General features: G+C 62.8%; 16 protein-coding genes. 6 read left to right on the forward strand and 10 right to left on the reverse strand.

All coding sequences use genetic code 11. The features are described from left to right. Positions 1-8: 8 nt before the first annotated feature. The 5 genes from GTP69_RS06790 to GTP69_RS06810 all read right to left on the reverse strand — a co-directional run bounded on the left by GTP69_RS06790 (position 9) and on the right by GTP69_RS06810 (position 6,270). Positions 9-1,094 (reverse strand): DUF4351 domain-containing protein, encoded by a 1,086-nt coding sequence (locus tag GTP69_RS06790; RefSeq protein ID WP_161054172.1) that lies wholly within the window; start codon positions 1,092-1,094, stop codon positions 9-11. Between the two features lie 43 nt (positions 1,095-1,137). Continuing rightward, positions 1,138-3,261 (reverse strand): flagellar biosynthesis protein FlhA, encoded by a 2,124-nt coding sequence (flhA, locus tag GTP69_RS06795; RefSeq protein ID WP_161054173.1) that lies wholly within the window; start codon positions 3,259-3,261, stop codon positions 1,138-1,140. After that, positions 3,258-4,448, reverse strand: coding sequence for a flagellar biosynthesis protein FlhB (flhB, locus tag GTP69_RS06800; RefSeq protein WP_161054174.1), 1,191 nt, complete (start codon positions 4,446-4,448; stop codon positions 3,258-3,260). Before flhB ends, flhA begins: the two co-directional genes overlap by 4 nt. Before the next feature lie 128 nt (positions 4,449-4,576). Further along, positions 4,577-5,557, reverse strand: a complete 981-nt coding sequence (locus tag GTP69_RS06805; RefSeq protein ID WP_161054175.1) for a fumarylacetoacetate hydrolase family protein — start codon at positions 5,555-5,557, stop codon at positions 4,577-4,579. Then, positions 5,554-6,270 carry a pseudouridine synthase gene (locus GTP69_RS06810; RefSeq protein WP_161054176.1) on the reverse strand — a complete coding sequence of 239 codons (717 nt, stop codon included), beginning with the start codon at positions 6,268-6,270 and terminating at the stop codon, positions 5,554-5,556. The genes GTP69_RS06805 and GTP69_RS06810 overlap by 4 nt, the downstream gene beginning before the upstream one ends. A 123-nt stretch (positions 6,271-6,393) precedes the next feature. On the opposite strand from GTP69_RS06810, the gene GTP69_RS06815 reads away from it, so the two are divergent. Then, positions 6,394-6,690 (forward strand): hypothetical protein, encoded by a 297-nt coding sequence (locus GTP69_RS06815; RefSeq protein WP_202424322.1) that lies wholly within the window; start codon positions 6,394-6,396, stop codon positions 6,688-6,690. Between the two features lie 172 nt (positions 6,691-6,862). Here the strand turns inward: GTP69_RS06815 and GTP69_RS06820 are convergent, their stop codons facing one another. The 4 genes from GTP69_RS06820 to GTP69_RS06835 are packed head-to-tail and all read right to left on the reverse strand — an operon-like array spanning position 6,863 to position 9,932. Next, the gene (locus tag GTP69_RS06820; RefSeq protein ID WP_161054177.1) at positions 6,863-7,879 is read right to left on the reverse strand and encodes a S49 family peptidase; all 1,017 of its coding nucleotides are present in this window, start codon (positions 7,877-7,879) and stop codon (positions 6,863-6,865) included. 20 nt (positions 7,880-7,899) lie between these two features. Continuing rightward, positions 7,900-8,277, reverse strand: a complete 378-nt coding sequence (locus GTP69_RS06825) for a Rieske (2Fe-2S) protein (protein ID WP_161054178.1) — start codon at positions 8,275-8,277, stop codon at positions 7,900-7,902. Beyond that, complete coding sequence (locus GTP69_RS06830; RefSeq protein ID WP_110844756.1) at positions 8,278-8,937, reverse strand: HAD-IIIA family hydrolase; 660 nt, start codon at positions 8,935-8,937, stop codon at positions 8,278-8,280. 11 nt (positions 8,938-8,948) lie between these two features. Further along, positions 8,949-9,932, reverse strand: coding sequence for an RluA family pseudouridine synthase (locus GTP69_RS06835; protein WP_161054179.1), 984 nt, complete (start codon positions 9,930-9,932; stop codon positions 8,949-8,951). A gap of 671 nt (positions 9,933-10,603) precedes the next feature. Between GTP69_RS06835 and GTP69_RS06840 the strand changes: the two genes are divergently transcribed. The 5 genes from GTP69_RS06840 to GTP69_RS06860 all read left to right on the forward strand — a co-directional run bounded on the left by GTP69_RS06840 (position 10,604) and on the right by GTP69_RS06860 (position 18,343). Beyond that, complete coding sequence (locus GTP69_RS06840) at positions 10,604-13,717, forward strand: Rne/Rng family ribonuclease (protein ID WP_161054180.1); 3,114 nt, start codon at positions 10,604-10,606, stop codon at positions 13,715-13,717. Between the two features lie 165 nt (positions 13,718-13,882). Continuing rightward, positions 13,883-14,998, forward strand: coding sequence for a GTP 3',8-cyclase MoaA (gene moaA, locus GTP69_RS06845; RefSeq protein WP_161054181.1), 1,116 nt, complete (start codon positions 13,883-13,885; stop codon positions 14,996-14,998). A gap of 7 nt (positions 14,999-15,005) precedes the next feature. Then, positions 15,006-16,922: a molybdopterin molybdotransferase MoeA gene (gene moeA / locus GTP69_RS06850; RefSeq protein WP_308494415.1), complete on the forward strand. Its 1,917-nt coding sequence runs from the start codon at positions 15,006-15,008 to the stop codon at positions 16,920-16,922. 6 nt (positions 16,923-16,928) lie between these two features. After that, positions 16,929-17,549 (forward strand): ABC transporter ATP-binding protein, encoded by a 621-nt coding sequence (locus GTP69_RS06855; protein ID WP_161054183.1) that lies wholly within the window; start codon positions 16,929-16,931, stop codon positions 17,547-17,549. After that, the gene (locus tag GTP69_RS06860; RefSeq protein ID WP_161054184.1) at positions 17,546-18,343 is read left to right on the forward strand and encodes an ABC transporter permease; all 798 of its coding nucleotides are present in this window, start codon (positions 17,546-17,548) and stop codon (positions 18,341-18,343) included. The genes GTP69_RS06855 and GTP69_RS06860 overlap by 4 nt, the downstream gene beginning before the upstream one ends. Here GTP69_RS06860 and GTP69_RS06865 read toward each other — a convergent pair. Further along, positions 18,294-19,448 carry an MFS transporter gene (locus GTP69_RS06865; protein WP_161054185.1) on the reverse strand — a complete coding sequence of 385 codons (1,155 nt, stop codon included), beginning with the start codon at positions 19,446-19,448 and terminating at the stop codon, positions 18,294-18,296. The two genes, GTP69_RS06860 and GTP69_RS06865, sit on opposite strands and share 50 nt — an antisense overlap. Positions 19,449-19,453: the final 5 nt, after the last annotated feature.

Below are 19,453 nucleotides of genomic sequence, written 5' to 3' on the forward strand. Positions count from 1 at the left end.
CCCGTATTTCAGTCGCGGAAAACCTGGTCGAGCGAATCGGCGTCAACGAAGTTCAGCACCCATTTGGACAGTTGTTCGACATCGGCGTTACTCAGGCGCACCGCCACGTCAGGATCGAGCGGGCCGAAGCGCTTGCCCAACAGCGCCGCCAGCATCTCCGCTCCGCCTTCCTGACGGCCTTCCTGAAGACCTTCCTGACGGCCTACCTGTCGCCCTTCCTGAAGACCTACCTGTCGCCCTTCCTGACGGCCTTCGTGTAGCCCAATCTGTCGACCCTCCTGTAGTCCCTTCTGTCGCCCCTCCTCCAATCCTTTCTGCAATCCCTCCTGCAGGCCTTTGTTCATACCAATCTCCATCCCTATACGCTCATATGAGGTGACATAAGGCATAGCTGCTCTCCTTTCCAATTCCAGGATTCCATACCTGAGCCGCTTATCAAGCGACTTGGGCAAACGCATCAGCCAGTCGATCGCGCGGTGCAGATTAATGATACGCCGCTTGTCCCAGTTACGTTGATACAGTAACTTGGCCAACCGCCACTTGGCGCGGCGGCGTTGATAAGGGTTGTGTTTGGTCTGCTGCGTCAGCAGGTGCGCCGCAGTCACCAGGGCGAAGGGATTGGCATCCGCTAATAACGCATCCATGCAGCCGGCATAGTCCTGCAACTTGGCCACTGGAAAATTCAAGCGTAACTCGCAGCCCAATAGCGAATAAGCGAACGACTCAGGCTTCCAGCGTCGCCCCGTATCCGCCAACACCGCCAAGCTGGCGACAGGCCTGCGATAGCGGTCATACACGCGGTAGTGATACGTGAAGATGCGTTCGGCAAAGCCGGCGTCGCGCCAGCCTTGCACTTCCAGGTGCACCAGCACCCACTGTTCGCCGCCCTGATGCAAATACACACGCACCAGCTTATCCAGCAGTCGCTTGCCGATCTCGGCATCGCGCGACAATACGGACAATTCCTGATCGAGAAAATCATGCGGCCGCGACCAGTCGATCGCCGCGTGTGCGGAGGGGAAATAGAAGGCCATGAATTCGGGAAAATGATCGGTGATCACTTCCTTCCACGGCGTGTCGTAATCGTCATCCATGCAGGCAGTCTAGTCCGCCTGCATGGACGCGATACGAACTGGATCAAGCCGGCTGCTGGCCCACCAGCGCGGTCACGCGGATGGTTTTGCTTTCCGGGATCTCGGCATGCGACAGCACTTTCAGCTGCGGCAGCGAACGGCGCAGGAAGCGTGACAGCAAGGCCCGCAATGGTCCCGGCACCAGCAGCACCGGCGTCAAGCCCAGCGCCTCCTGCTGCTGCGTGGCCGCCGCCGCCTGCTGCGCAATCGTATCGGCCAGCCCCGGCTCGATGCCGGCGCCATCCGGACCGCTGGCCGCCAGCGCCTGCATCAGCAAGCGTTCCAGACGATTATCCAGCGTCATCACCGACAACTCGCCGGCGCCAGGGAACAGCTGCTGCACGATCGCCCGGCCCAGCGCGATGCGCACCAGCGCCGTCAGGTCGCCGGCATCCTGAGTATGCGCGCCATGCTCGGCCAGCGTCTCGATGATGGTGCGCATATCGCGGATATGCACGCCTTCCGTCAGCAGATTCTGCAGCACCTTCTGCAAGGTCGAGATCGACACCATCTTCGGCACCAGGTCCTCCACCAGCTTCGGCGATTCCTTGGCCAGGTGGTCCAGCAGCGCCTGCACTTCCGACCGGCCCAGCAGTTCCGACGCATGGGTGGTAATCAGGTGATTCAAATGCGTCGCCACCACCGTGCCGGCATCCACCACGGTATAGCCCATGCCTTGCGCCTGGTCACGTAGGCTGGCGTCGATCCACACCGCCGGCAGGCCGAAGGCCGGATCGGTGGTCACCATGCCTTGCAAGGTGCCGCTCGCCATTCCAGGATTAATCGCCAGGAACTGGCCGTTGAAGGCTTCGCCCGCGCCCACTTCCACGCCCTTCAGCGCGATACGATAGGCCGACGGCTTGAGCTCGAGGTTATCGCGGATATGCACCGGCGGCGCCAGGAAACCAACCTCCTGCGCGAATTTCTTGCGAATGCCCTTGATGCGCTTGAGCAGCTCGCCGCCCTGGGTCTTGTCCACCAGCGGAATCAGGCGGTAGCCCACTTCCAGCCCCAGCGTATCGACCGGCATGATGTCCTGCCAGGTCGCCTCTTCCTGCTCCGACGTGGCCGCCGCAGCCGGCGCCGCCGCCTCCGCCGCTGCCGTCTCGGCCGCGACTTTCTGCACTTTTTTCTTCGACATCAGATAAGCCGAGCCGGCCAGCGTGCTTGCCAGCATGATGAACACCAGATTCGGCATGCCGGGAATCAGGCCCATGCCGCCGATGATGCCAGCCGTGATGTACAGCACTTCCGGCTTGGCGAACAGCTCGCCCACCAGCTGCGTGCCGATGTCCTTGTCGCTGGCCACGCGCGACACCACGATACCGGCCGCCACCGAAATAATCAGCGAGGGAATCTGCGCCACCAGGCCGTCACCGATGGCCAGCAGCGTGTAGTTTTTCAACGCGTCGGCAAACGCCATGTCGTGCTGGATCAGACCGACCAGCAGGCCGCCGATCACGTTGATCACCGTTACCATAATGCCGGCCACGGCGTCGCCGCGAACGTACTTCGAGGCACCGTCCATGGCGCCGTAGAATTCGGCTTCCATCGACACTTCGCTGCGGCGCTTCTTGGCCTCCGCCTCACCGATCAGGCCGGCATTGAGGTCGGCGTCAATCGCCATCTGTTTACCTGGCATCGCATCCAGGGCGAAGCGCGCGCCCACCTCGGCGATACGGCCCGCACCCTTGGTCACCACCACAAAGTTGATGATGGTCAGGATGATGAACACCACGATACCGACCGTGTAGTTACCGCCGATCAGGAAGTGGCCGAAGGCCTCGATCACCTTACCGGCCGCATCGGCGCCGGTGTGGCCTTCGGTCAGCACCACGCGGGTCGACCCCACGTTCAGCGACAGGCGCAGCATGGTCGACACCAGCAGGATGGTCGGGAACGACATGAAGTCCAGCGGCTTCACCGTGTACAGCGAAGTCAGCAGCACAATCACCGACAGCGCGATATTAAAGCTGAAGAAAATATCCAGCACAAACGCCGGCAATGGCAGGATCATCATCGCCAGCAGCATGATGATCAGGATCGGCGCCGCCAGGCTGGACTTGTTCGGCGAGGACGCCAGGCCTTGCAGCCATGGTGGTAATTTCACGTTGCTGAGGGCGTTCATGCGGATGCTCCGTTATTCAAATCTGGGTTCTTGCCATGCTTCGGGATAAAAGCGGGATTCAGCGGGTCCATGGTGGCCGGCACGTCGAGCTGTTTCGGCTCTTCCGGACGGTTGCCACCGCCACGGCTGAACACGCGCAGCTGGAACACATACGCCAGCACTTCGGCCACGGCCGCGTACAGCTGCTCCGGAATCTCGTCGCCGATTTCGGTGTGCTTGTGCAGCGCCCGCGCCAGTGCCGGCGCTTCCAGGATCGCCACCTTGTTTTCCTTGCCGATTTCGCGGATCTTGGCGGCCACTTCGTCAATACCCTTGGCCACCACTTTCGGCGCGCCGCGCATGCCGTCGTTGTATTTCAGCGCCACCGCATAGTGGGTCGGGTTGGTGACGATCACGTCGGCGGTCGGCACGTCGGCCATCATGCGGCGCTTGGCCATCTCGCGTTGCAGCTGGCGGATCTTGCCCTTGATCTGCGGATTGCCGTCGGATTCCTTGGATTCCTGGATCAGCTCCTGGCGCGTCATCTTCAGCTTGTCGGCGTAGTGCCACATCTGGTACGGGCCGTCGATGGCGGCGATCAGGCCCAGCGCGCCGACGATGAACATAAAGCTGGAGGCCAGCATGTTCAGCGTGTGGCCGATGCCCAGCTTGAGCGGCTCGACCGACAGGCCGATCACCGCATCCTTGTACTTCATCACCACCAGATAGGTGACGAAACCGACCACCACCGTCTTCAGGATGGCCTTGAACAGCTCGACCAGCGCGTTCTTCGAGAACATATTGGTGATGCCGCTGATCGGATTGAGCTTGCCGAAATTCGGCGTGAAGACTTTGCTGCTGAACAGCCAGCCGCCCACCAGCAGCGGCGAGGCCAGCGCCACCACCATCACCGCCACGCCCAGCGGCAGGCAGGCGATCAGCACCTGCACCACGTCCACCAGAATGCGGTGGAACAGCACGTCGCTGTCGAAGATCTGCTCCTGGGTCAGCTTGAGGCCGGACACCAGCACCGTCTCCAGCTGCCGGATCAGGCCGTCGCCGGTCATCCACAGGCCGGCGCCGGCCGACATCAGCACGGTAAACGTCGCCACTTCCCGCGAACGGGGAACGTCGCCTTCTTCGCGCGCCTGCTCGAGGCGCTTCGCTGACGCGGGTTCGGTCTTTTCGGCGTCGCTGTCTTCTGCCATGGGTTCTGCCTGCTGCGTGGGTTAATTGTCGACAGTGCCATTATCGATGGCGGCAGGCGCGCGGCATCGGTGGAATACGGCGGGTTTTCACCGCCTACTCCACAATTCCATACGGAAACTCAGGCTGGTTAAGCGGTTTGCTTGACGGTTTGCTGGATGGCGCCGAACACGGATTTGCCGTCGTCCAGCATTTCGATGCGGATAGTGTCGCCAAACGCCATGAACGGCGTGACCGGCTCGCCGCCGGCGATCATCTCCAGGCAGCGCTGCTCGGCGATGCAGGAATAGCCGCGCTTGGCGTCCTTGTTGGACACCGTGCCCGAGCCGATGATGGAGCCGGCCCGCACATTGCGCGACTTGGCCAGATGGGCAATCAGTTGCGGGAAATTGAACACCATATCGACGCCGGCATGCGGCTTGCCGACCAGTTTATCGTTCCAGGTCGACAACAGCGGCAGATGCACCTTGCCGTTTTTCCAGGCGTCGCCCAGCTCGTCCGGGGTCACCGCCACCGGCGAAAAACTGGTGGCCGGTTTGGATTGTACGAAGCCGAAGCCCTTGGCCAGCTCTTCCGGAATCAGGTTGCGCAGCGATACATCATTGGCAAGCATCAGCAGGCGAATCCGCTGGTGGGCTTGGTCAGGCGTCGAGCCCATGGCCACATCGTCGGTGATCACGCAGACTTCTGCTTCAAAATCGATGCCCCACTGCTCATGCGCCAGCACGATGTCGTCGGTCGGGCCGAGCAGATCGTCGCTGCCGCCCTGATACATCAGCGGCTCTTCCCAGAACGAAGCCGGCAGTTCGGCGCCGCGCGCCTTGCGCACCAGTTCGACATGATTGACGTAGGCCGAACCATTGGCCCACTGGAATGCGCGCGGCAGCGGCGCCATGCAGTTTTGCGGCTCGAAATCGAAGCTGCGACGACCACCACCACGGTTCAGTTCATGGTAGATGGCGTCGAGTTGCGGGGAGATGAAGGTCCAATCATCCAATGCCCGTTGCAGCGTGCGGGCGACGCCGTCGGCCAGCTGGGCGGTTTTCAGGTCGCGCGAGACCACCATCAACTGGCCGTCGCGGGTGCCGTCCTTCAGCGTCGCCAGTTTCATGCTGGTGTCAGCAAAGCCAGTTGTTCAGGCGTCAGATAGCACCAGTCGCCCTCCTCGATGCCCAGCGACGCCAGCTCCAGGCCGCCGATGGCGGAGCGGTGCAGCGCCGAGCAATGGTTGCCGGCGGCGGCCAGCATGCGCTTGACCTGATGGTATTTGCCCTGCTCCAGCACGATTTCCAGCTGGAATTCGCCACGCTTGATGCAGGTCTGCGCCGCCAGCGGCGCCGGCTCGTCGTGCAACTGCACGCCGGCCAGCAGTTGGGCGATCAGTTCATCGGTGACCGGCTCCGCCGTGGTGGCCTGGTAAATCTTTGGCACATGACGCTTCGGCGACGATTGTGCGTGGATAAACGCGCCATCGTCGGACATCAGCAGCATGCCGGTGGTGTCGTGGTCGAGCCGGCCGACCGGCTGCACATCGCGCCAGGTCAGTTCTTCCGGCAGCAGGGTCAGCACGCCCGGATGGTGGCTGGGCTTGCGCGAACATTCGTAGTTCTGCGGCTTGAACAGCGCGATATAGACGTGTTCGCGGTACACCACGTCTTCGTCGAACAGGTTGAAAACCAAACCGTCGGTGTCGATGGTCTCTTTGTAGTTGTCGTGCACCACGCCGTTGATGGTGACTTCGCCGTCCTCAATCAGGGAGCGGCAGTATTTGCGGGTGCCATAGCCCTGCGATTGCAGGATGCGGTCCAAGGATAATTTGCTCATGGCCGGGATTTTACAGGAGTCTGGATCATTGATGCATATCAAGCCCTGCTCGGATTCTATTGATAGACTGAAACTGCATTAGGAATTCCCCTACTGCGCTTCGGAATCTCAGCAGGACATCATATGACTTTTCCCGCCAACCCAGCGGCGCAAGCCCAGGCAGCCAAACACCGGGCCGCGCTGCTGCTGGAACGCTGCCGCCATGAGCAGCCACTGCCTGCACCGACCGCCACCGCGCAAGCGCTGTGGCACCGCTATCAGCAAACCCTGTTCCTGGCCTGGCTGGATGCCGGCGGCTTTGCACAAAGCGAGCCGCCAATAGAAAACAGCGGCATTGCGCCGCTGTTTTCAGCCCCACAAGGGGACTCGGAAGAGGAATCGAAATTCTCTCTGAGCCGCATCGACGATGCGGTGGAGTAGTTCCATCATTCAGTCTGAATCAAGAACGTGCTGACAACAAGCTAAACTGTTTATATCGGCCCCCCTTGGAAAGAACTACAACACCACTATAGTTCACCACCCCGGATATGCAAGTGAAAAAGAGACCGTATTGATAATGTTAATCGCCGCGCCAGTCGTCCTATGACGAAGACTAATGCAGGCTCGGCCGTACAGTATCGACCGCCGACTTCATCGCGCCCGCGCCCATGGCCGCGCCGAATTTCTTCAGCACGCGCTCAGGCAACCCTTCGTGCTGCGTGTAGTCGACGATGTCTTCGGCCTTGATGACATCGCGCGCCACCGTATCGACAGTGCCGTAAGCGTCGGCCAGGCCCATGTCGATCGACTTGGCGCCGGTCCAGAACAGGCCGGAGAACATGTCCGGCGTTTCCTTCAGGCGCTTGCCGCGGCCGTTGCGCACCACCTGGATGAACTGTTCGTGGATTTCATTCAGCATCACTTGCGCGTGCTGCTTGTGCTTCTCGGTCAGCGGGCTGAACGGGTCCATGAAACCTTTGTTTTCGCCGGCGGTCAGCAGGCGGCGTTCGACGCCCAGCTTTTCCATCGCGCCCGTGAAGCCGAAGCCGTCCATCAGCACGCCGATCGAGCCGATGATGCTGGCCTTGTTGACGTAGATGCGGTCGGCGCCGGCGGCGATGTAGTAGCAGCCGGACGCGCAGATCTCGTCCACCACCACGTACAGCGGCTTGGCCGGATAGCCTTTGCGCAGGCGCACCATCTCGTCGACGATCATGCCGGCTTGCACCGGGCTGCCGCCGGGGCTATTAATGTGCAGCACCACCGCCACCGAGCCGGTGTCCGAGAATGCCTTGTTCAGCGCCGGAATCACCACCGCCGCCGAACCGCTGCCTTCGGATTCGATGGCGCCCTCGACTTCGATCAGCGCCGTGTGGCGGCCCAGCGTTTCACTGTCCGAGCCGGTCCAGCTGAAGTCGAAATAGGCGCTGAGCGCAAACACGATCACCAGCAAGGTCACGGCCTTGAAGAAAATGCCCCAGCGGCGCGCAGCTTTCTGTTCCTTCAGCGTGGCGAACACCAGCTTCTCCAGCACCTCTCGCTCCCAGTTGGAAGCGCTGACGGCTGGCTTGGCCGGCTGCGGAGCAGGCGTCGGCGTCGGGGTGCTGCTCGGATCGATGTTGTCGCTCATGGATTGCTTGTCTTGGTTAATCAGGCGCGCACAGGGCGCACATATTCATCCGGCTGCCAGTAAATCTGCTGGTCGTGCTCGACCACGGCGATCGGCCGCAGCCGCCCACCACGGCACGGCCCGCCGGCGCACTGCCCGGTTTCCGGCACATACACCGCGCCGTGGGTCGAACACATGAGGTACAGCTTGCTGGATTCAAAAAACTCGCCTTCCGCCCAATCCAGTTCGATCGGCACGTGGGCGCAGCGGTTCAGGTAGGCGTAGGCGGTGCCGCCGTGACGCACCACGAAGCCGGTGGCGTCTTCGCCGCCGGCCGTCAGCGGAAAGCGCACGCCCTTGCCGCCATTCTCGATGGCGTCCGAGGCGCAGATCAGGATTTCATCCACGGTGTCACTCATCTAAGCATTCTCGCTCAGCCAGCCATGCAGCTCGGCCACCGTCTTGGCCGAGAACATCGGCTTGCAGGCGGTCAATTGCTCGACCGGATGCGCGCCGTACTCGACCGCCACACCGGCCGCGCCGGCGTTATTCGCCATCAGCAAATCGTGCGAAGTATCGCCGATCATCACGGTACGGCGCATATCCTGGCCCAACTCGCGCGTCAATTCCTGCAACATGGCCGGGTGCGGCTTGGAGAAGGTTTCATCGGCGCAGCGCGTGGCGTCGAACAGCGACAGCACCTTGACGTCGTTCATGGCGCGGTTCAGGCCGACCCGGCTCTTGCCGGTGGCCACGGCCAGGAAATAGCCGTGGTGCGACAAATCCTCCAGCATGTCGTGCACGCCGGGGAACAGACTGATTTCGTGGTCGCGCGACAAAAAATGGTAACGATAGCGCTCCACCATGCGCGGGTAGTAGGTCGGATCGATGTCCGGCAATACCGCCTGCATGGCTTCGTGCAGGCCGAGGCCGATCACGTGCGCCGCCATTTCGTCGCGCGGCACCGGCAGCGCCAGGTCGCGCGCCGCCGCCTGGATGCATTTCACGATGGTGGAGGTGGAATCCATCAAGGTGCCATCCCAATCGAAGACGATCAGATCAAATTGCTTTCTTGCCATTGTGTTTGCGATTAATTAAGAGGTTTGCCCAAGCTTACCAAGAATCGCTCACATTCGGCGGCCAATGGCGCATTGAGCGTCATGTTTTTGCCAGATTCGGGATGGGTAAACGTAATTTGATGCGCATGCAGGAACATGCGCTTCAGCGCGCCGCGCTTGTCCGTGGCTTTCAGCAAAGCCTTGTTCAGCGCGAAATCGCCGTATTTGTCGTCACCTAGGATAGGAAACTCCGACGATGACAGATGAACGCGAATCTGGTGGGTGCGGCCGGTTTTCAGTTCGGCTTCCAGCAAGGCAAAACCCTCGAATTTCTTCAGTAGCGAAAAAATCGTGTGGGACGCCATGCCGCCCTCGTGCGACACCGTGACCCGGCGTTCGCCGTCCGCCGTCGTATATTTATGCAGAGGCAACTTGATGTGCTGGCGGGCGTTTTTCCAGTCGCCGGCCACCATGGTCAGGTAGCGCTTGTCGGTCAGGCCGTCGCGCATTTGCTCGTGCAGGTTGGTCAGCGCCGAGCGTTTCTTTGCAAGCAACAACAGGCCCGAAGTTTCACGGTCCAGGCGGTGTACCAGTTCCAGGAACTTGGCGTCCGGCCGCGAGGCGCGCAACTGCTCGATGACGCCGAACGACACGCCGGAACCGCCGTGCACGGCCACGCCGGCCGGCTTGTCGATCACCAGCAGGTGGCTGTCCTCGAAAATAATATCGAATTCGGCTGCCGGCACGTGGTTGTCCGGCTTCTCTGCCAAACGGATGGGGGGGATCCGTACCACATCCCCTTGTACCAGACGGTACAGTTGGTCGATACGACCCTTGTTAACGCGTACTTCGCCCGAGCGCAGGATACGATAGACGTGACTTTTCGGCACGCCTTTGCAGATACGCAACAGGTAGTTATCGATCCGTTGACCGGCTTCTTCTTCAGTGATGGTGACGAATTGGGCTTGCAGCGGGGCGGACGTTGAAGCGGGAACAACATCTTTTTGCATCTTCATTTGCTCTGTCTTCCCAGAAATCTCTCTAAGTCCTTCATTTTGAATATATAATTGTTTCGCTGCGGTTCAAACTGCGGCAAGTGTAAGAATAAAAGCACATTTTACACAGGGGCGTCTCCACTGGCCTCGCCAAATTGCAAATTCAGAGGAAAAAATGTATACGCACCATCCCTGCAGGAATCAAGGTTGCACCGTCGTTGTAATCGGAGGGCGACAGGGGTGCTGAAGAAGATTGATTGGTTAGTAAGGATAAAAGTCCGGTCAGCCAGCTCACGCGGGCTGGCCGGTTTGATGAGTAGTTGATAACGCTTGCCGTTTTCGCCAGACCCCATGCTTTACTGCAAGCTCGACGGAAGGCTGGAAACCAGCCTGGTTACCGAAGTTGCACTATTTGTAGTAGTAAGCATGGTCGAGATCTGGTCATTTAGACGCTGCTCTCCGTCTGTTCTTTTCTGCCGTCCGTTGGGGCCGCATGGAGAACTACAGATGAAGCGAGCACTCGGCATGTCGATCAACCTCATGCGCCCAGTTGCGGCCGTTTCGTGCAGCCGCACAGGATGGGCATAACCCACCGCAATCACTCCAATTCTCGCGTATATCCCTGTAGCTTGCTGGACCGGACTAAGAAACCGGACAGCATAGATGGCCCAAGGGTCGCGGAGTTAATAAAAATGAAACGCATGTTATTTAACGCTACGCAGCAAGAAGAGCTGCGCGTAGCGATTGTCGACGGTCAGAAACTGATCGATATCGACATCGAAACCGCCGGACGCGAACAGCGCAAGTCCAATATCTACAAAGGCGTGATCACCCGTATCGAACCGTCGCTGGAAGCTTGCTTCGTCAGCTATGGCGAAGACCGCCACGGTTTCCTGCCATTCAAGGAAGTCGCCCGCACCTACTTCAAGGAAGGCGTCGATGTCCGCAACGCCTCGATCAAGGATGCCCTGCGCGAAGGCCAGGAAATCATGGTCCAGGTCGAAAAAGAAGAACGCGGCAACAAGGGCGCCGCCCTAACCTCGTTCGTCTCGCTGGCCGGCCGTTACTTGGTGCTGATGCCGAACAACCCGCGCGGTGGTGGTGTATCCCGCCGTGTCGAAGGTGAAGAGCGTCAGGAACTGCGCGAAACCATGGACAAGCTGGACCTGCCGCCAGGCATGTCGGTGATTGCCCGCACCGCCGGCATCGGCCGCAACGTCGATGAACTGCAGTGGGACTTGAACTACCTGATGCAACTGTGGCGTGCGATCGAAGGCGCCGGCAAATCGGCCTCGGGCGCGTTCCTGATCTACCAGGAATCGTCGCTGGTGATCCGCGCGATCCGCGACTACTTCCAGCCGGACATCGGCGAGATCCTGATCGACACCGACGAGATCTACGAACAAGCCCATCAGTTCATGAGCCACGTGATGCCCGACATGGTGCACCGTGTAAAACGCTACAGCGACGACGTGCCGCTGTTCTCGCGTTTCCAGATTGAACACCAGATCGAAACCGCCTACAGCCGCACCGTGCCGCTGCCATCGGGCGGCGCCATCGTCATCGACCACACCGAAGCGCTGGTCTCGGTCGACGTCAACTCGGCCCGCGCCACCCGCGGTTCCGACATCGAAACCACCGCCTTCCACACCAACTGCGAAGCGGCTGAAGAAGTAGCCCGTCAGCTGCGCCTGCGCGACTTGGGCGGCCTGATCGTGATCGACTTCATCGACATGGAAGTGGCCAAGAACCAGCGCGAAGTGGAACAGCGCCTGAAAGACGCGCTGCACCACGACCGCGCCCGCGTCCAGATGGGCAAGATTTCCCGCTTCGGCCTGATGGAACTGTCGCGCCAGCGCCTGCGTCCGTCGCTGTCGGAAGGTTCGCACGTTGCCTGCCCACGCTGCTCGGGCACCGGCCACATCCGCGATACCGAATCGTCGGCGCTGCAAGTCCTGCGCATCATCCAGGAAGAAGCGATGAAGGAAAACTCGGCCACCATCCACGTGCAAGTGCCAGTGGACGTCGCCGCTTTCCTGCTGAACGAAAAACGCAGCGAAGTGCTGAAGATCGAGACGCGTCACCGCATCAACGTCATCCTGGTGCCGAACAAGCACCTGGAAACCCCGCACTACAAACTGGAACGCATCAAGCACGACGATCCGCGCCTGGAAGACAGTGCCGCCAGCTACTCGCTGGCCGAGACCGCCGAAACCGACATGGCCTACAGCAAGCGCCAGAAGGAAGAAGCCAAGCCGCGTCAGGAAGCCATGGTCAAGACCATCACCCCTGATCAGCCGGCACCGCTGGTCGAGCGCAAGCCGACCGAAACCGTGATCAAGCCAGCACCGGCCCCAGCGCCGACGCCAGCCCCGCAAGGTTTCTTTGCCAAGCTGATCAGCTTCTTCACCGGCGCGCCAGCCGCTCCGACCCTGCCGCAGCAACCGACCATCGTCGTCAAGGCGCCAGCCGGCGCCGACCGTGGCGACCGCAACGCCCGTGGCCCACGCGGCCGCAACCGCAACGGCAAAACCGGCCGTCCTGAGCGTGAAGAGAAAGAACCAGGCGCAGCCCGCGCCGGCGCCGGCCAGGAAGAAGGCAAGGCAGCCGACGCGAACGGCCGTCCGCCACGTCAGCCACGTCCACCACGCGAACCGCGTGAAGGCCGCGAGCCACGCGAAGCCGGCGCCGAAGGCCAGGGCCGCGAACGCGCCGAGCGTGCAGAACGTCCGGAACGGGCAGAACGTCCTGAGCGCGCCGAGCGTGCGGAACGTGGCGAGCGTCCACCACGCCAGCCACGCGAACCGCGCGGCGACAAGGCGCCAGTAGAAGCCAAAGTGGAAGAACTGGCACTGAACGCCGGTGTTCCAGCGACCGGTCCAGTGGCCGACGCCGCCGCCAGCATCCTGAAAACCGCGCCGAACGCCGGTCCGGAAGGCGATGAAAACGACGTCGCAGGCGAAGGCGATGAGCCACGCCGTCGTCGTCGTCGTGGCGGCCGTAACCGTAACCGTCGTGAGCGCGAAGGCGCTGAAGGCGTGGATGGCGTAGAAGGTCAGGAAGGCGAAGCGGGCGAACAGGCGGAACTGAGCTTCACGCCAGTCGCCGAAACCGCCGCTGTGGCCGTCACCGCTGTCGCCGTGACGGAAGTCGTCACCGAGGCTGTGGTTGTTGCCGCTCCGGTGGTTGAAGCTGCCCCAGTTGTTGACGCTGCCCCAGTCGTGGAAGCTGCACCTGCCGCGCCAGTAGCAGAAGCCGCTCCGGTAGTGGTCGAGGCGCCAGCCCCGGCACCAGTCGAAGCCGCGCCAGTCGCCGTTGTGGCGGAAGCAATTGTTCCGCCAGCACCGGTAGTTGAAGTGGCAGCCGAAACCATCGCCGCACCGGCCGTGGTAGAAGAAGCCGCGCCAGTCGCCGTCGCCGCGCCAGTGGTGGAAGCCGCACCGGCCCCAGCGCCTGTAGCAGAAGCGCCAGTCGCCGCACCAGTGGTGGTCGAAGCAACGCCAGTAGCAGTAGAAGTTGCACCGGTGGTTGCAGAACCAGTGGCCGCACCAGCGCCAGCACCGGTAGTTGCCGCGCCTGCTCCTGCTCCAGCACCAGCCCCTGCGCCAGCCCCATCGGCGACAATCGACCTGCAAGCAGTGCTCGGCTCCGCCGGCCTGACGCTGGCAGCCACCGATCCGGCCAAACTGCGTGCCGCACAGGAAGCTGCTGCGCAAGTCGCGCCGCCGGTCCGCGTGCCGCGTGAACGCAAGCCAGTACAGCAGCAAGTTGACGAGCCATTGATCCAGGTCGATACTCGCCGCTAATCTGCTCCGGTAAAGAAAAAAAGGGAAGCTTTGGCTTCCCTTTTTTCTTGGCAACCTGCTTCTCACCTCTGGGTAGTACGTCAACTGGCCGCTCGTGGTATCGTACCCGGTTGGTACGTACGAGGGTGCGCGCCGTTTTTCAAAAACAGCAAGATTGCATGACCCATGGCAGAAAAAATCATCATGATGACCGAGCAGCGCGGCGATACGCCGGTCATCCCCACCACGCTGGAAGCGCCTACCGGTCTGCTGAGCGACCGCCTGGCGCGGCCGCTGCATGACCTGCGCATCTCGGTCACCGACCGCTGCAACTTCCGCTGCGTGTACTGCATGCCGAAGGCGGTGTTCGACAATAACTACCAATACCTGCCGCATACCTCGCTGCTGTCGTTTGAAGAGATCACCCGCATCGCGCGCCTGTTCGTCGCACACGGCGTGGAAAAGCTGCGCCTGACCGGCGGCGAGCCACTGCTGCGCAAGAACGTCGAACGCCTGATCGGCATGCTGGCCGAACTGAAAACCGTCAGCGGCAAGCCGCTCGACCTGACGCTGACCACCAATGCCTCTCTGCTGGCGCGCAAGGCGCAGTCGCTCAAGGACGCCGGTCTGCAACGCGTGACGGTGTCGCTCGATGCGCTCGACAACGACACCTTCCGCCGCATGAACGATGTCGATTTTTCGGTGGACGATGTGCTGAAGGGGATCGATGTCGCGCACCAGGTGGGCCTCGGCCCGATCAAGATCAACATGGTGGTCAAGGGTGGCATGAACGACCAGGAGATCGTGCCGATGGCGCGCCATTTCCGTGGTTCGCCCTACATCCTGCGCTTTATCGAATACATGGACGTCGGCGCTTCCAACGGCTGGAAGATGGATGAGGTGATCCCGTCGGCGGAAGTGGTGCGCCGCATCAGCGCCGCCATGCCGCTGGAACCCATCGCCGCCAACTACACCGGCGAGACAGCGTCGCGCTGGCGTTATGCCGACGGCGGCGGCGAAATCGGCGTGATTTCCAGCGTCTCCCAGGCTTTTTGCGCCGACTGCTCTCGCGCGCGACTGTCAACTGAGGGTAAACTGTACACCTGTCTGTTCGCCACCAGCGGCCACGATCTGCGCGCGCTGCTGCGCGAAGGCCGCAGCGATGCTGAAATCAGCACCGCGCTGGCGCATCTGTGGCGCGCGCGCGGCGACCGGTATTCGGAACTGCGTACCAGTCAGACCGAGGAGCTGAAGCGTGAGCGCAGCGCCAATAAAGTGGAAATGTCATATATCGGGGGATAGTTTGTCTTTGAAGAGCAAGGTCACGGGACTGGTACTGGCGGGCGGTCGCGGCACACGCATGGGCCGTGTGGACAAGGGCTTGCAGCCGTTTCGCGGATCGACGCTGGTGGCGCATGTGCTGGCGCGTCTGTCGCCGCAGGTGGCGTCGGTGGCGATCAATGCCAACCGTAATTTGCCGCAGTATCAGGTGGTGGCTGGTGCATCGCCGGTGCTGCCGGACTTCCTCGAAGGTTTTGCCGGGCCGCTGGCGGGCTTGCAGATTGGCTTGCAATTCTGCCCGACCGAGTTGCTGCTGACGGCGCCGTGCGATTCGCCGCTCTTCCCGCTCGATATGGCCGAGCGCCTGCACGCGGCGATGGCGGTCCAGGATGCCGACCTGGCGATGGCGGTGACCATGGAACGCGATCCTGAGCAGCCGGATGCCGCGCCGTACCGCCAGCCGCACCCCGTCTTCAGCTTGATCAAGGCCAGCGTGCTGCCGCAGCTGGACGCGTATCTGGAAACCGGCGGGCGCCGCATGGAAGGCTTCTTCAAATCCCTGCGCGTGGCCGAAGTGCTGTTCGACGACAGCGCCGCCTTCGGCAACATCAACACCCTCGAAGACCTGCACCGCGCCGAACGCGCCACGCCAGCGCCAGCACCCGCGCCAACCAGCGCGCCCGCCGCCCGCTCAGCGGACAGCGATCCGGCCGCGCTGCCGGTCGACGAAGCGCAGCGCCTGATCTGCGACCGCATCACCGCCGTCGAGGCCACCGAAACACTCCCTCTGCTCAACGCCCTGGACCGCGTACTGGCCGCCGACATCATCTCGCCGATCAACGTCCCCGCCTACGACAACTCTGCCATGGACGGCTACGCCCTGCGCGGCGCCGACCTGCCCGTCGACGGCGCCGCCCCGGTCACCTTCAAAAACATCGGCATCGCCTACGCCGGCCACCCGTTCACACAAGCGCCGCAAGCCAACGAATGCATCCGCATCATGACCGGCGCCACCATCCCGCCCGACTGCGACAGCGTGCTGCCGCAAGAACTGGCCGCCGCGATTGACGGCGACCAGGTCACCATCGCCGCCAACGCCATCCGCGCCGGCGCCAACCTGCGCCGCGCCGGCGAAGACCTGCCGCAAGGCGGCATCGCCATCGCCGCCGGCAAACTGCTGCGTCCTGCGGACCTCGGCCTGATCGCCTCGCTCGGCATCCCCAGCGTAACGGTGCGCCGCAAACTGCGCGTCGCATTCTTCTCCACCGGCGACGAACTGCGCTCCATCGGCGAACAACTGGAAGCCGGCTGCGTCTACGACAGCAACCGCTACACCCTGTTCGGCATGCTGCAACGACTCGGCTGCGACGTGATCGACATGGGCGTGGTGCGCGACGACCCGCAAGCACTGGAAGCCGCACTGCGCCAGGCCGCCAAAACCGCCGACGCCATCATCACCTCCGGCGGCGTCTCCGAAGGCGCGGCCGACTATACGCGCGACATCATGGCGCTGCTGGGCGACGTCGCCTTCTGGAAGCTGGCCATGCGTCCCGGCCGCCCGCTCGCTTTCGGCAAAGTCCAAACGGAGCAAGACAGCGCCTGGCTGTTTGGCCTACCCGGCAATCCGGTCGCCGTCATGGTCTCGTTCTACCTGTTCGCCCGCCCCGCCCTGCTGCGCATGATGGGCGCCGACAGCAAACTGCAAACCATGCAGGCGCGCGCCACAGAAACCATCCGCAAGCGCCCCGGCCGCACCGAATACCAGCGCGGCATCGTCAGCAACGCCGCCGACGGCGCGCCGCAAGTGCGCCTGACCGGCGCCCAGGGCTCCGGCATCCTCAGCTCCATGACCGAGGCAAACTGCATCGTCGTGCTGCATCACGCGCAGGCCAACGTCGCCGCAGGTCAACTGGTCGACGTGCTGTTGTTCGACGGCCTGACCTGAAGCGTCATGCCGCCACGTCTTCAAGTCCGCCAACTGCAATCGCCACTGGCCGGCCCTTACTCATTCGAGCTGGCGGCCGGCCAGTGCATCACCATCTCAGGCCCATCCGGCGCGGGCAAAAGTCTGCTGCTGCGGATGCTGTGCGACCTCGATCCCAATACCGGCGAAGTCCTGCTGGACGGCGCGCCGCGTTCCGGCATCAGCGCGCCCGCGTGGCGCTCGCAGGTGCTGTATCAGCCGGCCGAACCGGCATGGTGGCTGTCCACCGCCGGCGCGCACTTCAAGCCAGGCCAGATCCCGCGCATGCAGGAGCTGCTGCCGCAACTGAACCTGTCGCCGGCGCTGTTGGAACATGAGGTGAGCCGCCTCTCCACCGGCGAACGCCAGCGCATGGCGCTGATCCGCTCACTGGCCTGCAATCCCAAGGTGCTGCTGCTGGACGAACCCACCGCCGCGCTGGACCCGGAATCGGTGGCCGCCACTGAAGCGCTGCTGCACAAGGAAGTGGCCAACGGCCTGTCGCTGATCCTCGTCACACACTCCGAAGCGCAAGCGCAAACGCTGGGCCACCGCCACATGACCATGCGCGACCGCCAGCTGCACATGCATGACGAGGCCACACCATGAACGCCATCCAGCCAGGCGCCATCGACCTTGCCATCGCCTCGTCGCTGGTGGTGCTGAACGCCGGCATCTCGGCTTATCTGGGCTTGCGCATGCAGCGCATGATGCTGTGGTCCGCCGTGCGCATGGTGGTGCAGCTGCTGCTGGTGGGCGTGGTGCTGCGCTGGGTGTTTGCGCTGGCGTCGCCGGCCGCCACGCTGGCGGTGGCGCTGTTGATGATAGTCGCCTCCGCGCGCGAAGTGGTGGCGCGGCCGGCGCACAGCCTGCGCGGCTGGCCTGGCGTGTGGCTGGCCACAGCCAGCGTCGGCCTGTCCAGCATCGCCACCGTGGTGCTGGCGCTGCTGACGGTGCTGCATCCCACGCCATGGTACGAGCCGCAATACGCGGTGCCGCTGATCGGCATCGTGCTGGGTAACGTGCTGAACTCCGCCAGCCTGGGACTGGACACCTTCTACGGCGGCGTGGTCAACTCGCGCGCCGCCATCGAAGGACAGCTGGTGCTGGGCGCCACCCGCAACGAAGCGCTGGCGCCACTGATTCGCGACTCGGTGCGCAAAGGCCTGATCCCGATCATCAACCAGATGTCGGCGGCCGGCATCATCACCCTGCCCGGCATCATGACCGGCCAGATCCTCGCCGGCATGGACCCGATGGACGCGGTACGCTACCAGATCCTGCTGATGTTTCTGCTGGCCGGCGGCAGCGGCATCTCGGTCACGCTGGCAGTCTACCTGGCCGCGCGCAGCGTCACGGACGAGCGTCACCGCCTGCGGCTGGAGCGACTGACGAGCCGCTAAGCGCCACCACCAGCATGCCGCACGCCAGCGCCGCAAAGGCCCACTGCAAGCCGATGGCGTGCGCCACAAAACCGATCACGCCCGGACCAGCCAGAATGCCCGCATAGCCAATGGTGGAAATCGCACTCACCGCCAGGCTGGCCGGCATATCGCGCTGACTACCCGCCGCCGTGAACAGCACCGGCACGATGTTGGACGCGCCGCAGCCGATCAGCACAAAGCCCGACAGCGCCAGCCACGCCGACGGCGCCAGCACCACCAGCAAGAAGCCCAGCGCCGACGCCAGGCCGCCCAGCAGCATGATGCGGCGGCCGCCCCAGCGCTGCACAATGCGGTCGCCGTTCAAGCGGCCGATGGTCATCGCCACCGCAAATGCCGCATAACCCAGGCCGCCCTGCGCGCCGCTCATGCCGCCGTTGGTCAGCAGCACCGCGCTCCAGTCGAGCACCGCGCCTTCGGCCAGGAACACGAACATGCACAACACGCCGATCAGCACCACCGCACCACGCGGCACCACCAGCAGCGGCGCATCGCGCTCCGCCGCCGGCGCTTCACGCAGCAGGTTCGGCCCCGCCGCCAGCAGCACCAGCGCCACCGCAATCGTCATCGCCACCGAGGCGCTGACGATGTCCATGCCCAGCCACAGCATGGCGCTCATACTGCCCGCGCCGACAATGCCGCCCACGCTGAACAAGCCATGGAAGCCGGACATCAGCGCGCCGCCGTAATCCTTCTCGACGATCACCGCCTGCACGTTCATCGACACATCCAGCGTGCCGATGGTGGCGCCAAACAGGAACAAAGCCAATGCCAGCAAGGGCGCGCTCGGTGCGATGGCCAAAAACGGGAACACTGCGCAGCAGCCCAGGCCAGACAACAGGATCACGCGGCGGCATCCGAAGCGCGCAGCCAGGATGCCGGTGACCGGCATCGCCAGCAGTGAACCGATGCCGAGACACAGCAGCAGCAAGCCCAGTTGCGCGGCTTCGACGCCGGTGCGCGCCTGCGCATACGGCACCAGCGGCGCCCACGAGGACATGGCCATGCCGGCCGCAAGGAACGCCAGTCGCGTCGAAACGCGATGTTTTAAACCAGTTGTTTTCATTGTAT

Origin of the sequence: Duganella levis (assembly GCF_009857605.1) — a bacterium.
In the GTDB taxonomy this organism is placed as follows: domain Bacteria; phylum Pseudomonadota; class Gammaproteobacteria; order Burkholderiales; family Burkholderiaceae_D; genus Rugamonas; species Rugamonas levis.